This window comes from Shewanella algicola (genome assembly GCF_014648035.1).
Classification (GTDB): domain Bacteria; phylum Pseudomonadota; class Gammaproteobacteria; order Enterobacterales; family Shewanellaceae; genus Shewanella; species Shewanella algicola.
In genome coordinates, this window is record NZ_BMQI01000001.1 from 14,404 (window position 1) to 28,376 (window position 13,973).

The 13,973-nt window shown below is 41.7% G+C and carries 14 protein-coding genes and 1 pseudogene; 5 read left to right on the forward strand and 10 right to left on the reverse strand.

Annotation, left to right across the window (positions count from 1 at the left end):
• Window positions 1-148: 148 nt before the first annotated feature.
• The 3 genes from IEY42_RS00050 to IEY42_RS00060 all read right to left on the reverse strand — a co-directional run bounded on the left by IEY42_RS00050 (window position 149) and on the right by IEY42_RS00060 (window position 2,624).
• Entirely contained in the window at window positions 149-1,165 is a 1,017-nt protein-coding gene (locus IEY42_RS00050) for a hypothetical protein (RefSeq protein WP_188923363.1), read from the reverse strand.
• Window positions 1,166-1,731: 566 nt separating this feature from the next.
• A complete protein-coding gene (cspE, locus tag IEY42_RS00055) occupies window positions 1,732-1,941 on the reverse strand; it encodes a transcription antiterminator/RNA stability regulator CspE (protein WP_160055822.1) in 210 nt (69 codons plus the stop codon).
• Between the two features lie 296 nt (window positions 1,942-2,237).
• A complete protein-coding gene (locus IEY42_RS00060; protein WP_188923364.1) occupies window positions 2,238-2,624 on the reverse strand; it encodes a ribosome recycling factor family protein in 387 nt (128 codons plus the stop codon).
• Window positions 2,625-2,992: 368 nt separating this feature from the next.
• On the opposite strand from IEY42_RS00060, the gene trmH reads away from it, so the two are divergent.
• Window positions 2,993-3,703, forward strand: coding sequence for a tRNA (guanosine(18)-2'-O)-methyltransferase TrmH (trmH, locus tag IEY42_RS00065; protein ID WP_188923365.1), 711 nt, complete (start codon window positions 2,993-2,995; stop codon window positions 3,701-3,703).
• Window positions 3,704-3,801: 98 nt separating this feature from the next.
• On the opposite strand, the gene IEY42_RS00070 is transcribed toward trmH, so the two are convergent.
• The gene (locus IEY42_RS00070) at window positions 3,802-4,299 is read right to left on the reverse strand and encodes a PaaI family thioesterase (protein ID WP_188923366.1); all 498 of its coding nucleotides are present in this window, start codon (window positions 4,297-4,299) and stop codon (window positions 3,802-3,804) included.
• A gap of 145 nt (window positions 4,300-4,444) precedes the next feature.
• Here IEY42_RS00070 and nqrM point away from each other — a divergent pair, with 145 nt between their 5' ends.
• Entirely contained in the window at window positions 4,445-4,642 is a 198-nt protein-coding gene (gene nqrM, locus IEY42_RS00075) for a (Na+)-NQR maturation NqrM (RefSeq protein ID WP_188923367.1), read from the forward strand.
• A 214-nt stretch (window positions 4,643-4,856) separates the two neighbouring features.
• Window positions 4,857-5,417, forward strand: a complete 561-nt coding sequence (locus IEY42_RS00080; RefSeq protein WP_373292758.1) for a thioredoxin domain-containing protein — start codon at window positions 4,857-4,859, stop codon at window positions 5,415-5,417.
• Window positions 5,418-5,528: 111 nt separating this feature from the next.
• Here IEY42_RS00080 and IEY42_RS00085 read toward each other — a convergent pair whose 3' ends face one another.
• Together IEY42_RS00085 and IEY42_RS00090 are read right to left on the reverse strand one after the other, a co-directional pair.
• Window positions 5,529-6,167, reverse strand: a complete 639-nt coding sequence (locus IEY42_RS00085) for a LysE family translocator (RefSeq protein ID WP_188922044.1) — start codon at window positions 6,165-6,167, stop codon at window positions 5,529-5,531.
• A gap of 244 nt (window positions 6,168-6,411) precedes the next feature.
• A complete protein-coding gene (locus IEY42_RS00090; protein WP_160055808.1) occupies window positions 6,412-6,660 on the reverse strand; it encodes a DUF3297 family protein in 249 nt (82 codons plus the stop codon).
• Between the two features lie 187 nt (window positions 6,661-6,847).
• On the opposite strand from IEY42_RS00090, the gene IEY42_RS00095 reads away from it, so the two are divergent.
• Window positions 6,848-8,041, forward strand: coding sequence for a serine hydrolase domain-containing protein (locus IEY42_RS00095; RefSeq protein ID WP_188923368.1), 1,194 nt, complete (start codon window positions 6,848-6,850; stop codon window positions 8,039-8,041).
• A gap of 143 nt (window positions 8,042-8,184) precedes the next feature.
• Here IEY42_RS00095 and IEY42_RS00100 read toward each other — a convergent pair whose 3' ends face one another.
• Window positions 8,185-9,372: a multidrug effflux MFS transporter gene (locus IEY42_RS00100; protein WP_268244256.1), complete on the reverse strand. Its 1,188-nt coding sequence runs from the start codon at window positions 9,370-9,372 to the stop codon at window positions 8,185-8,187.
• Between the two features lie 112 nt (window positions 9,373-9,484).
• Between IEY42_RS00100 and IEY42_RS00105 the strand changes: the two genes are divergently transcribed.
• Window positions 9,485-9,991 (forward strand): MarR family winged helix-turn-helix transcriptional regulator, encoded by a 507-nt coding sequence (locus IEY42_RS00105; protein ID WP_188923370.1) that lies wholly within the window; start codon window positions 9,485-9,487, stop codon window positions 9,989-9,991.
• A 72-nt stretch (window positions 9,992-10,063) separates the two neighbouring features.
• Here IEY42_RS00105 and IEY42_RS00110 read toward each other — a convergent pair.
• The 3 genes and pseudogenes from IEY42_RS00110 to IEY42_RS00120 form a co-directional block, all read right to left on the reverse strand.
• Window positions 10,064-10,380: pseudogene (locus IEY42_RS00110) on the reverse strand (CBS domain-containing protein); the annotation flags it as partial.
• 93 nt (window positions 10,381-10,473) lie between these two features.
• A complete protein-coding gene (locus IEY42_RS00115; protein ID WP_188923371.1) occupies window positions 10,474-12,666 on the reverse strand; it encodes a malate synthase G in 2,193 nt (730 codons plus the stop codon).
• 284 nt (window positions 12,667-12,950) lie between these two features.
• Window positions 12,951-13,901 (reverse strand): LysR family transcriptional regulator, encoded by a 951-nt coding sequence (locus IEY42_RS00120; RefSeq protein ID WP_188923372.1) that lies wholly within the window; start codon window positions 13,899-13,901, stop codon window positions 12,951-12,953.
• Window positions 13,902-13,973 lie beyond the last annotated feature (72 nt).

Consider the following 13,973-nt stretch of genomic DNA (forward strand, 5'->3'; position numbering starts at 1 on the left):
TAAAAGTGCGCAATTAGCCTATTGGTTACTAGCAAAATTGAGGCTAAGTTAGCCTAAGTACCAGAAGATAGGGAATAATTAGGGGCATGCCTGCCCCCTAGATAAATAAGCTCAATAGGCGCAAGCAAGCGCCTAAAAACCAACGAACTTAGCGAATAGTAATATTTCTGCCGAAGTATTCTTCAGCCTCATATTTTTCAATCACTTTTTCTAGCGTATCGCTGTTATTATCCATCACCAATTTATGCGAAATCGCACTCAAGGCAATCAAGATATCCTTACACTCGATCCGCGCTTTCATTACCGAACCAGACGCTGTTCTAAGTACTTGAGAAAGCAATTCATGGTTTTTACCAATCAAGGCTAAGATAAAGTGAATCATCACTTCTGAGCATAAATCTTTATCTTCAATTTTACTCGGTCTAACGACTTTTTCTAAGTAGTCTTCTTCTCTGCCAGCAGGAACAAAACGTTGCACCCAATAAAAATAATCTTCGTCATAAATGATTGACTGAATCGGTTTCATGAACTTTTCGTCACTCGAGATCTTCTGAAACAGCGCTTTCTTATCGTCATCAGAGATATCTATTAGCTCATCACCAAATTCATTGTTAAGTAAGGTGACAACCGCTTGTAACTCTTTAAGCAGTGACACATTACCCGATGTCATTTGATTGTATGCATCACCCACTTCATCGATGTTACGTTGGAACACACCAATGTATTTATCGCCTTCTTCAATCGCATCAAGCAACGGTATTAAGCTATAACGTCTCACCTGGATGAGCTCATAAAATTGACCTAGCTCTAAACGAATGGCTTGTAGGCGGTCGATGGCTTTAACTAAAAAGTTCTCGTCTCGTTTAAGTGCCGCATTTAAACGAGTAAAGTCTAATTGGTCATTAACTTTACGCACTCGGTTATCAATCATGTTTTCATATGCTTGAGTTTCATTAATCAACACTGAAAACTTATCTTCCATCTCAAACAGTACATCTTGCACTTTTTTCAGACTGGTCGAACGTACTTGTTGGTTAATACCACGTGCTTTTTCTGCTTCTGCTTGCTTCTTTTCACGTATCACCCAAGTAATTGCTGCGCCAACAATCGTAAGACTTGTCGCCATATCAAAACCAAGCTGAACATTAGTAAACCATGGACTCATGTTTTTCCCTTAAATGTCATTTGTTTATAAGTGCAAAAATAGTAATAACGGATCCAAAATGGAATGTCACTCACAAATCGACCAAAACAATGTAAAAATCACATAAAAACATCAATAACAGCCCATTAAGATTGATTGATAGTTTTATTTAATGAACATTTAACAAGATAAGAATCAACAATATAAGTCATCATGCTAAATAATATCCTTGTTGCATCAGTAAAATTGAGAACATTGGCATTTTTTATTCAGCATTCTGCACTGCTCAAACAGACGCCGCTACCAAGCAATTGCAATACAAAGCTTTAATACAGGACAATAGAAAAACCTAGAAATTAGGCCATATATAACAGGGAGTTAAGCTAAATAAAAAGCTAAATAAAAAGCTAAATAAAAAGAGGATAAAGCAGCGAAAAAGATAAGTGAGTCAATGAGGGAATGAATAAGCAGAAAGCCAAAACGGCTAGGGTCAACGCAGTAAATAATCAGTAAACTAGAGGCATCTAATAGGCAAAAAAAAGCGCAAACAGTCGCGAGACTATTTGCGCTATCTTACAAAGTAAGAGTTACTCAGCTACTACGTTAGCAGCTTGAGGGCCTTTTTGGCCTTGCTCAACTTCGAAAGATACTTTTTGGCCTTCAGCTAAAGTTTTGAAACCTTCTGAAGTGATTGAACGGAAGTGAACGAACACGTCAGCGCCGCCGTTATCAGGAGTGATAAAACCAAAACCTTTATCTTCGTTGAACCATTTTACTAAACCAGTAGTTTTAGACATGTTATGTCCCTTATATAGTTAAATTAATCAATCTGTCGCGAAAATGCGATGCGCTCAAGCTTGAATTATTGAATGGCACGATGAAGCTAAGGGAAACACAGAGGATAACAACGATAACGAAGATTCTAAGGCTTTTCTTTTACTTGATGTTCATTAATAACTCTGAATGTCAGAGCGAGGCTGATATTACATTAGTTTTGAATATTGTAAAGGATTTCTTTTAGGGCAAAGCAGTAGATTACATTGTTATAAGCTTACACCAGAGATAAAGGCCGCAACAGATTAACAACAACACCTTATAAATCAGCATTAAAGCGTGCCAACCGAGCATCAACAAGCGAGCATTGGGTTAACTGCATTAATTCAGCTAATGTCACTCCAGGGTTTTGTATAATTAATCGATTTAGCTTAGCGTCTAACGGTTCTAACTTATCGGCATGCTCTAGTAATGCTGTGGAGACTTTACTCACCAGATAACGTAATCCTTCATCGCCTTGGGCTTGCATGCCCGCCACAAAGTCTTGAACACGTAACGCATTCCCTACAAGCGCCCAATGTCGAGAGCGACGCACACGCTTAAGCTCACAGTCATATTGCACCGCAATTGCTTTAGCTTGTTTGGCTTTATCACTGCCGATACGGTGGATAAGCGACGGCAAGCGCACAGTGATAGGTTCATTCATATCGAGTCAGTATCTCTAAATAATGTAATCGACAGCAAGCTTGGACACACAAAACATCATCTATTTAACCTTAAGTCGAGACAAAGGGTGAACTGATACTATTTGAAATCAGCATGTTAACCCACCTCACTTTCAAGCTTATCATTTGTGTTTCTAACAAGGCGAATTGACACGTCGATTCAGCACAGCTAGCAAGACAGAAGATTGTTTGAAAGGCGTTTAATATCTCAACTTGAGGTTATTGAATCCCGTTTTGAGTTATAATACCGCTCGAATAATGATAACCCGGTAAAGAATCAGTCAAGCGTTAGCACGATTATACGTAAGTGTAATCAATAACCTTGCATAAAACTAAGTAGAATTGCCCCATGAGCCCAGAACGTTTTGCCCGCATAAACCAAATGCTTGATAACCGCCAAGTCGATCTCACAGTATGTCTTGATAAAGTGCATATGACCAACAACATCGCCGCGGTGATTCGTTCGGCTGATTGTGTGGGCATTCATCAAATTCATGCCGTATGGCCCGACATTGAAATGCGCGTATCGGGTAATACCGCCTCTGGCAGCCAACAATGGGTTAGCACAGTAAAACACTATAATTTTGCAGAGGCGCATCAAGCTTTTAAAGCGCAAAACATGCAAATACTCACGACCACCTTTTCAGACACCGCGGTTGATTTTCGCGACATTGATTACACTCGCCCCACCGTAATTGTGATGGGTAATGAGCGTGATGGCGTGAGTGATGAAGCCATTGCAGCAGCAGATCAACACATTATTATCCCGATGCGCGGTATGGTGCAATCGCTCAATGTGTCTGTGGCTTCGGCCTTAGTGATGTATGAAGCCCAGCGCCAGCGCGAACAAGCTAATATGTACGGTACCCGCAAACTAGACTACGCCTACTGCCAAAAAATGCTGTTTGAACAAGGCCATCCAGTTTATGCCAAAGCCTGTCGTCGCAAACAAATCCCCTACCCAGCCATTGATGAGCAAGGCCAAATTGTTGCCGACAAAGACTGGTGGGACAGAATGCGCGCCCCAGACCCACAAGCTCTCACAGAACAAATAACTTAAATCGCTTATCCACAATACCTCCAGTCTGGCATTGCTCTACAAACCCTCAAGCAATGCCAGCATCAAGCACATTGACAAAATATGCAGTGCTAGTTACTTTATTTTTTACCAAACCCCTTCGCCATAAAGCGTGCACTGCTTTTAACCACCAATTGGCCAGCAACATATAACTCACCCTCCACTTTATAAAGTGGGTAACGAGAAGAGATAATCTTACCTTTAATTAGAATATCACTATTTACCGGCACTTCATGTAAGTAGCGGATACTCATATCGGCAGTGACCGCTTCTATGTTTTGCTGAAACAACGCCTGACACATACCGCTATCGAGTAACGCCGATAAAAAACCGCCGTGTAAAATCCCCTGATAACCCTGTTGATGAATCGACCCTTTAGCGCGCGCCCATACTTGTTGGTCTGCCGTACTAAAAAAATGCAAATGAAGCCCTAATAAATTCTGCGTACCGCACAACATACAATATTGATGACTCGATGGCTTAACGACTGCGCATAAATCATCTGCTGATGTTTCAGGAGAAACCAGGCTTAAGCTTTCAATTAATAACGTTTTTTCAGATTGATGCTGCTGACTCATAAAACCTCACAAAATAAAAAATACAAAACCATTATTGGCATATGCTATTAATTATTTTAGAATACCACATCAATATCAATTTGAGTAACTTGATCCGTGCTAAAACGTGATGTTTAAGCCAATCATTACAACAAAGGAAATCGGCATGCAATTTATAATAACTTTTACGGTGTTTTTAGTGTTTTTTGCAGTGATGGCTTTAGGTGTTTTTTTAGGACGAAAACCCATTCAAGGCAGCTGTGCAGGGCTTGCGAATGTAGGAATAGAAAAGAGCTGTGATTGTGAAGTCACCTGCGAAGAACATAAACCCCTATACCAAATACAAGAGCCCACTCAAAAATAATCATTAGGGCCTGCTGTGCATTGATTACGCCTTAATTTAGGCGACCGTTTACAGCAGCCTAAAATTATACCTTTGATTGTGACTGAGCAATAATGGTCTAGCATTCAACTAAGCGATACAGAACAGACCATTAAAGCAGCACGACGACAATGATTGAATATTGCCATTAAACTCATTAGGATCAGCCCATCGATCGCCAATAAGAATCAACACCATGACCACTGAGCTATATTTTATCTATGACTCGCACTGCCCCTGGAGCTATGCCACCACTCCGTTAGTGAATGCACTACAACAAGCTTATCCAGACATGACAATACATCTGCTACACAGTGCACATTACATCGGTACAGACAGCGCAGGCGAAGAACAAATGCAAGCAGCAGCTAAAGCCAGTGGCGTTAAATTTGGTCGTGAACATATTCGTTATGTTAATAGTCCAAAAAACTCTATAAAAACAGCAAACTTTATGGCCTGGATGCAAGACAAGCAAGCCAACAAACAATTGTCACTGCTCAATGCGTTGCAAACGGCTCACTTTGTTGAAGGTAATCCACTCAACACTAAACATGACTTTACTGCCATCGTTGAAAAGTTAAAGCTGTCGCCAAGCAATAAAGTGTTTAAAGATGAGCTGAGTGTCGATGCAGAAAACATTTTAGAAGCCATTGCCGAAATACAACAAATGCTTGGCACAACAAGTTTTCCGGTATTAGTGATGACAGTGAACGACAACGCGATCTTTATTGATCACTCTCAATACCTTATGTTGTAGCCGCAGTAGAGCAAGAGATAGTCGCAATACAGCAACCTAAAACGCATTAAGCTTAAAACAAAAAAACCACGGTAATTAGCCGTGGTTTTTATGTTTTGCTCAACTCAACATTTAACTTTGCACTTGCGAGGCCAATATCCAAATCGCTAAGGCAAAAAACACTAATCCCATAAATTTGTTTTGATAAGCACGAAATTTTTCATTGTTTAATAATGGTTTACCTAAACTACCAACCAAGGCCACCAGCAATAAGTTAAATGCTAACCCCATCACATTGAGTAATAAGCCTAACGCTAACATTTGCTCGCCAGAGCTGGCACTGAGTTGAGTCGACACAAATTGCGGTAAAAATAACACAAAGAAAATCAGTGCTTTCGGATTCAGTAAATTACTCATCACCGCACGGCGATACAACAGTTTTGCCAGGTTATGTTGCGCTGCAATTTCAGGCGCATCAACCGAATCACTGCGGATACAATCCCACGCCATTTTAAGTAAGTAAGCGCCACCTAAAACTCGCAATAATTCTAATGCCATTGGGTTCATGGCCACCAGTGCCGACACGCCCATCGCTGCAAGCAAGGTTAAAATAAGCCCAGATGTGGCATTACCAAAACTGGCATACACGCCCACTTTGCGGCCATAGCTCAAGCTAGAACTCGCAATCAATAACATGTCAGGGCCAGGAATTAACAGTAACGCCACTACTGTCGTTAAATAAACAGGCAGTAATGCCAAATCAATCATCATAAATACACAAATCTAAGAATGGTAAAACACGGCGCGGATTCTACAGCGATTGAACATGAATGAAAGTCATGATGGCAGCTATTAGGCTTTTAACGGTGAATAGCACTGGCAGAGATTGTTTACGAATATAACGTTATTGAACAAACATCAAGCAACCCCTAATTATTTTAAATAAATCAAACAATAAAAAAGGCTAACCTCATTGGTTAGCCTTTGATTTTATACGTCGGTCTGCTGAAGTGTATTACTTATAAAATGCTTCAACTTTACCTTTAACTGTCATCGTTAGCGGTTGTCCGCGACGATCTAATGCTTTATGCGACGCAACTTTTACCCAGCCTTCACTGATGCAGTATTCTTCAACATCATTACGCTCTTTGCCGTTAAACATAATGCCAATTTCGTGTTCAAAAATGGCTTCCACAAAATGCGGGCTACGTGGATTAACGCTAAGACGATCGGGTAAAGCGGGTTTAGCTGTAGTGTCGTTCATGGTCATATTCTGTAATTAATAAAACGTGCGTCATTGTAGGCAATAGCTGCAAGATGCTCAATAGCGACAATCATAAATGTGAGCGGTTTAAATATGTCATCGATACCGCAGCAAAGATATACGCGTTAACTGTTTGATTTATAGCCACGATAGCTTTAGGTTAGTGTAAAGCAATTTGGAGGAATTCATGTCGACGTTGTCAAAGTACATTAAAGGGACAGTTTTAGCGCTTGTCACCATTGCCGTCATTGTTGTGGCGCTCAATTGGCAAAGCGCTAACCGCTTATACAGCGTCATTAGCCTGTTTGATAAAGCACTCATCGTGAACAATTTTTCTCATATGAAAGATGTGTTTTTTAACAAAAAAATCGTTGCAAAAGGCAAGCCATATACCTTCACAGAGTCGCCTAAACCATTACCTGCATCATTTACCTACCGAGACCAAGTCACCAATAGCGAGGCGTTTTTAGCACGCCGAGCCACCACGGCATTATTGGTTATCAAAGACGATCAAATAACCTTTGAGCAATACTATTTAGGCACCCAAAGTGACGACAAACGGATTTCGTGGTCGATGGCCAAATCGTTTGTGTCTATCTTGTTTGGTATGCAAGTCGATGCCGGCAATATTGATATCAACAAAACCGTTGGCTTTTATCTGCCTGAACTTGCTAGCTCTGGGTATGGCAACGTTAAAGTTGAACACGTACTGCAAATGTCGTCTGGGGTTAAGTGGAACGAAGACTATCTAGATTTTAATTCTGACATTAACAAAATGGGCCGAGTGCTGGCCATTGGTGGCTCGTTAGACGACATGACCAGTGAACTGGTGAATGAATCTGAGCCAGGTAAAGCTTTCCACTATGTCAGCATGGACACCCACGTAATTAGCATGATTCTCAGGCGAGTGAGCGGAAAATCGTTAGTTGAACTGATCCAACAAAACCTGTGGAATACCATCGGCATGGAAAGCGATGCGTTTTGGCTAACCGACTCTCAAGGGGCTGAATTTGCATTAGGCGGCCTAAATGTCACCACCCGCGACTACGCCCGCTTTGGCCGTTTATTACTTAATAATGGCGAGTTTAACGGCAAGCAAATTGTCTCGGCAGAGTGGATAAAAGCCGCCACTACACCGCAAGCCGACTACCTTAAACCGCAAACAGACAAGCTCGGCTACGGCTACCAAATTTGGTTACCGCCACAAGCACAGCAAGGTGAGTTTTTTTGCGTGGGCGTATATGGACAATATATCTATGTGAATCAACAACACAATGTGGTTATTGTAAAAAACAGCGCCGATTTAGGCTTTCAAGACGAGTTAATATCAAAGCATGAAACCATCGCGTTTTTCCGCGAAATCGTCGCGTCATTACAATAAAGAGCATTGACTACACCGCAACACCCACACGTTAACAAGCTAACTTGCTAGCTCGTTAATGTGTGAGGCAATAAGGCCGCTCAGCAACACCCAACTCAATTGAATGTCGCTGCGATTGACTTACCTTTTGTTAAGTAAACACCTTAGCCTTGGTGTTCGGCGCAATCTAAAGCAGGTGCCTTTTTGCCTTTTGGCAGCAAAATATTGGCCGCGATAACTAACATCACCATCACCAAAACCACAGGCCATAAAGTGCCGTTATAGATTTGGGTCGTCAGCCCTCCCATTAATGCGCCGCCAGTAAACTGTCCCGCCCCCAATAATGCCGATGCAGCGCCAGTATTCTCTTTAAACAGGCTCATGTATAACGCACTGGCATTTGGCATAATAGCACCAAGCATACCCACCGTTCCCATAATACCAAACACAAACCAATACAATGAGGCATCAAACGCAGCAAAACAGATCAACAGCAACACAAAAAAAGCCTGAAACAGAATAGCTACTCGCAACAATTTATGTGCAGGCTTACGGTTAAGTAATGTTGAATTACTTCGATTCACTAAAATGTTCATTACCGTATTAGCCGCAAACACCAATCCGAATATTTGTTCGCTCAAGCCAAACTGAACCTGATAAATAAATGAGGCATTAGTGATAAACACCATCATGACACTGTAACCGCATGCCTGTACCAGCAAGTAGCGCATGGCAGTGGTGTTTTTCATCACCAACATATAACGCCGATAGGCAGAGACTTTCGCCTGTTCAGTTTTAGCAGGGCATCTAGGTAAAGACTTAGCCACTAATATTGCGACAAACAATGCATATCCCGCGGTAAAATAGAAAATATTCTGCCATTGGCCCGTTAATAGAATTAGCGCACCAATACTCGGGGCAATGGCAGGAGCAAGCACCATAATAAGAGCAATTAAACCAAACAGTTTTGCAGCGGCATTTCCGCTCTCTCTCATCCTAACTAACGGCGCAACACAAACACCTGCAAATCCCCCACCTATCGCTTGAAATATCCGCGAAATTTGAATCACATTAAGATCACTTGCAGAGGCAATAACCACCGAGCTCAAGGCATACAACAATAATCCACTCATAATGATGGTACGTTTTTCAAAGCGATCAGCAAGCGGGCCACCAATGAGCTGCCCCAGCGCCATGCCAACAAAATAAAAACTGACCGTCGTGGCGACAGAATCAATACCCACGCCCAAATACTCAGCCATGGAGGGAATACCCGGCAAATAAGCATCAACCGCAAATGGGCCAGCCGCCATAATTAAAGCCATTAAAAAAACAAAATGCCCTTTGGACATAACACCTCACCAACATCACCCATTATCTTCCCAGGAAGATATATTAGTTTGAAATTACCTTTCTGGCAAGATACAATTGCTATTCAATCGTATACTGAATGAAGCGACAGCGATGATAGAGAAGTTTGAAACCTTCCTTTCTTTAATGAAAGAAAACTGGCCAGAAGCCTATGAGAGCATGATGCCCTCAATGCCATTAATTGATAAAATTCAATCTATTAATGAAGCAAAACGCAGCAAGATAATGGCTGAGTATGGTTTGCAGACCTCTGATTTTGGGCTGCTCACAGCATTAAGAAGAACCCCCGCTCCGCACCTACTGATGCCCACACAGATTATGGACTACATGTTGATTAGTTCCGGTGGTTTAACCAAAGCGCTATACCGACTTGAACAAAAAGCCCTAATATCCAGAAGCCCCTCTTCAGAAGACGGCCGAGTAAAGCGTGTACAGTTAACCGCAAAAGGTAAACAGGTGATCGAAGAGATTGCTGTTAAAGCACAAGAAAGTCACAGGTTAATGAACGCAAGCTTTTCTGAACAAGAAAAAACTCAACTTGATATGCTATTGAAAAAGCTACTCAATACAATGGAAACACATAACAACGAAACAATGTAATCAGTAGTGGCTTAATCTGGTATTACACTCAATACCTATAATAATTATCACCAAATCAAAGCTAACTGACGTTTATGGTTGTAGCAGTAAACGCTGCCACAGTTTGACAAAATCAGACGAGGTGACAATCCCTAATACCTGGTCTTACTCATCGACCACAGGCAAACAACCTAGGGCATGTTTATTGTCGATAAATTATTGCACCACAATGGTTAACGGTTCATCTAAACCAAGCTTTTTCACCTGAGTGTCCATCACCTCAGCAATTGTGGTGTAACGCTCTTTTCTATCAAGCGCTCCTTGGCCAGATTTATTGAGCATGGTAATACAGTGGCAATCATCTTTTTATGTGTCAACATGCCTATAAGCTCACCAGTAGATTCACTGATAAAATGACCACAAAAAAAGCCCTAATCTTTGCAAGAACAGGGCTTATTAATTGTGTGACTACATAGACTTAAAGCCAATATTACCGATAAAGATTAACCTGCTTTAGCTTTTGCTTTTGCTTGAATTCGATAAGCATGTAGCAACGGCTCTGTGTAACCAGAAGGCTGAGATTTACCTTTAAAAATCAAATCGCATGCCGCTTTAAAGGCGATGCCGTCAAAGTGAGGTGCCATATTCGTGTACAGCGGATCACCGGCATTTTGAGTATCGACCACAGCGGCCATTTTTTTCAACGCCGCCATCACTTGCGCTTCACTGCATAGGTCATGTTCAAGCCAATTAGCTAAATATTGCGATGAAATTCGTAAGGTTGCTCTGTCTTCCATCAAGCCGACATTATTAATATCAGGCACTTTTGAACAACCCACACCTTGATCAATCCAGCGCACAACATACCCTAAAATACCCTGGGCATTATTTTCTAGTTCAAAAGTAATTTGTTCATTGGTGAGTGTTACCCCTTCAGCAAGTAGAGGAATGGTCAACAAACTGTCAATGCTAGCACGTGGGCGTTGCTTAATTTGTTGCTGAACATCTGCCACATTAATTTGATGATAATGAATAGAATGCAGCACGGCACCATTTGGCGACGGCACCCACGCAGTGTTTGCACCCGCTTTAGGATGAGCCGATTTTTGCTCAAGCATCGCTGCCATTTCATCTGGCATTGGCCACATGCCTTTACCGATTTGAGCACGACCTTGTAAGCCACATTCAAGCCCAATATCAACATTCCAATCTTCGTAAGCACTAATCCATTTTTGCTGTTTCATCACCGATTTAGGCACAAACGGGCCTGCTAACATTGAGGTATGCAGCTCATCACCCGTACGGTCAAGAAAGCCAGTATTAATAAACACCACGCGCTCTTTCGCAGCCCTAATGCACTCTTTTAAATTCAGTGTCGTTCTGCGCTCTTCATCCATAATGCCTACTTTAATAGTATTACGCGGAAGCTTGAGCGCATCTTCTATCTTAGTAAACAGGTCACAGGTAAATTGCACTTCTTCAGGGCCATGCATTTTAGGTTTTACAATATTCACCGAACCTTTGCGACTATTACTACGACCATTATTGTTACCTTTAAGGTCGTGCATTGCTGCAAGCACAGTGAGCATGCCATCAAGTATTCCTTCAGGTATTTCGTTGCCATTTTTATCCAGCACAGCATCAATGGTCATCAAGTGACCCACATTACGCACAAATAACAAACTTCTGCCGGGTAACGTAACGGTTTTGGCACTCTGGGCATTAGCAGCGGTATATACGCGATCGTCGTTAAGTTCTCTCACGATCTCTTTACCATTTTTAGTCAACGAGGCAGATAAGTTACCTTGCATCAAACCTAACCAATTGCGATAAACTTCAACCTTATCTTCTGCATCTACTGCTGCGACAGAGTCCTCACAGTCCATAATAGTGGTAACAGCGGCTTCAACCAGTAAGTCTTTAACACCAGCGCGATCACTGCCGCCAATAACACTGTTTGGGTCTATTTGAATTTCGATATGCAGACCATTATTCACTAACAAAATAGCACTGGGTGCATCGGCACTACCCTGGTAACCCACACACTTATCGGTTTGGGCTAAAGTGGTAGTCGAGCCGTCAGTTAATAGCATCCGCAACACACCCGCGTCGATGTAATAACGGGTCACATCGGCGTGGCTGCCTTGTGCTAAAGGCGCAGCGGTATCTAAGTGTTGTTTGGCAAAAGCGATAACTTTATTGCCGCGTACTGGGTTGTACTGTTTAGTGATTTCCGCGCCATCTTCTTCAGATATCGCGTCAGTGCCATATAGCGCATCATACAGGCTGCCCCAGCGCGCATTGGCAGCGTTAAGCGCAAAGCGTGCATTTTTAACTGGCACTACAAGTTGTGGTCCCGCTTGTGCGGCAATTTCATGGTCAACGTTTTCAGTGCTAATTTGAAAAGCCTCACCCTCAGGCACCAGGTAACCTATTTCAAATAGAAAAGCTTTATATTTTGCAGGGTCAAAATCTTTGGTGGGATTGTCAATATGCCATTGATCTATTTGCTGTTGTAGTTGTTGTCTTTTTTCTAACAGCTTCACATTAACCGGAGAAAATTCATTAATAATCTCCTCAAATTTTGCCCAAAAGGTTGCTGAATCAATACCAGTACCTGGGCAAATGTCACTGTCGACCAATTGCCACAATGCTTGCGCTATTTGTAATCCACCTTCTTGAATACGTGCTGTCATGTTTAATCCCTACCTTAATTTCTGTGCGTTGACCGTAAACCAGTCCTAAATCATATGCCTTCAATCATTAGCCATAAGTCATTAGCCCCAAATCACTAGCGCAAACTCATTCCACTGTTAACAGCATACTGTTCATACGCAGTAATTCTTTACTCTATATCAAAGTTATCTTATTTATCCAATTTATACCTGTTATCACCACTATTCACCAAAGATATGACAAAATGGCGTTTTTTGGTTAATTTGCAACATATATGTAACTAAAGTTCACAATAACAGTAAGATTACACATCACCTCTGTTTATCTCTTCTGCGGTTTTAGTGATAAGTTGACGCATCCATTGATGCGCGGGATTGTGCTGAAGTAAAGGGCTCCAGGCCATAGTTAAGGCAATGGGTTGGATAATAAAAGGCGGCGGAATAATGCTCACCCGTTCATTATTGATATGATGACGTGCCATCTTACTTGGTATGGTTGCGATCAAATCTTGTTGCTCAGCCAACAAACAGGCGGCTTGATAATGGCGAGTAAAAACGGTGATCTGGCGTTTTACACCCATTCGCGTTAATGCTTCATCTACCCAGCCCAAACGCTGAACATCATCGGGGTTCATCCCTACCCCAACGCCCATACCGGTTTTACTCACCCACACATGCTTAGCTTTTAAATAACTGTCTAAAGAAAACTTCTTTAAAACCGGATTACCCTTACTAATCAAGCAGCTAAAATCATCGCTCCACAATACTTTTTGATGAAATGATTGTGGAATACTGTCGAAACGGTTGATCACCATATCGACTCTTCCTTGTTCTACATCAGGGAAACTGACATCACTTGGGGTCATGATATCTAAAATAATGTTGGGTGCTTGAGTACGAAGCTTGGCAATAAGCGGTGGAATTAACGTCGCCTCAGCATAATCACTTGCCATAACACGAAAGACTTTATCGCTTTCGAGTGGATCAAAATGGGCACGCGGTTGCATGGCTTTTTCCAGCCCAATAATCAACTCACTAATAATGGGTTGTAATTCATTTGCGCGTTCGGTCGGCGTCATCCCCTGACTCGTGCGAATAAGTAAAGGATCATCAAACAAGTTTCGTAAGCGTTTTAGGCCGTTACTCATTGCAGGTTGGCTGATCCCAAGCTGGTCTGCCGCTTTAGTAACATTTCTTTCACGCAGTAAAACATCTAAATAAACAAGGAGGTTCAAGTCGATACGAGATACATTCATATGGTGAATACCGAAGATAGTAAGCATAAATTAGGTTTATTTAACCAAATCTAGCTATTATTTTCAACGTAA

Excerpts from the sequence above, each read along its gene's own strand:
- IEY42_RS00105 (WP_188923370.1), top strand. The coding sequence starts at position 9,485 with ATGATAGAGAAGTTTGAAACCTTCCTTTCTTTAATGAAAGAAAACTGG.
- IEY42_RS00115 (WP_188923371.1), bottom strand. The coding sequence starts at position 12,666 with ATGACAGCACGTATTCAAGAAGGTGGATTACAAATAGCGCAAGCATTG.
- IEY42_RS00095 (WP_188923368.1), top strand. The coding sequence starts at position 6,848 with ATGTCGACGTTGTCAAAGTACATTAAAGGGACAGTTTTAGCGCTTGTC.
- cspE (WP_160055822.1), bottom strand. The coding sequence starts at position 1,941 with ATGTCTAAAACTACTGGTTTAGTAAAATGGTTCAACGAAGATAAAGGT.
- IEY42_RS00120 (WP_188923372.1), bottom strand. The coding sequence starts at position 13,901 with ATGAATGTATCTCGTATCGACTTGAACCTCCTTGTTTATTTAGATGTT.
- IEY42_RS00080 (WP_373292758.1), top strand. The coding sequence starts at position 4,857 with ATGACCACTGAGCTATATTTTATCTATGACTCGCACTGCCCCTGGAGC.
- IEY42_RS00100 (WP_268244256.1), bottom strand. The coding sequence starts at position 9,372 with ATGTCCAAAGGGCATTTTGTTTTTTTAATGGCTTTAATTATGGCGGCT.
- IEY42_RS00090 (WP_160055808.1), bottom strand. The coding sequence starts at position 6,660 with ATGAACGACACTACAGCTAAACCCGCTTTACCCGATCGTCTTAGCGTT.
- IEY42_RS00085 (WP_188922044.1), bottom strand. The coding sequence starts at position 6,167 with ATGATGATTGATTTGGCATTACTGCCTGTTTATTTAACGACAGTAGTG.
- nqrM (WP_188923367.1), top strand. The coding sequence starts at position 4,445 with ATGCAATTTATAATAACTTTTACGGTGTTTTTAGTGTTTTTTGCAGTG.
- IEY42_RS00060 (WP_188923364.1), bottom strand. The coding sequence starts at position 2,624 with ATGAATGAACCTATCACTGTGCGCTTGCCGTCGCTTATCCACCGTATC.
- IEY42_RS00070 (WP_188923366.1), bottom strand. The coding sequence starts at position 4,299 with ATGAGTCAGCAGCATCAATCTGAAAAAACGTTATTAATTGAAAGCTTA.
- trmH (WP_188923365.1), top strand. The coding sequence starts at position 2,993 with ATGAGCCCAGAACGTTTTGCCCGCATAAACCAAATGCTTGATAACCGC.
- IEY42_RS00050 (WP_188923363.1), bottom strand. The coding sequence starts at position 1,165 with ATGAGTCCATGGTTTACTAATGTTCAGCTTGGTTTTGATATGGCGACA.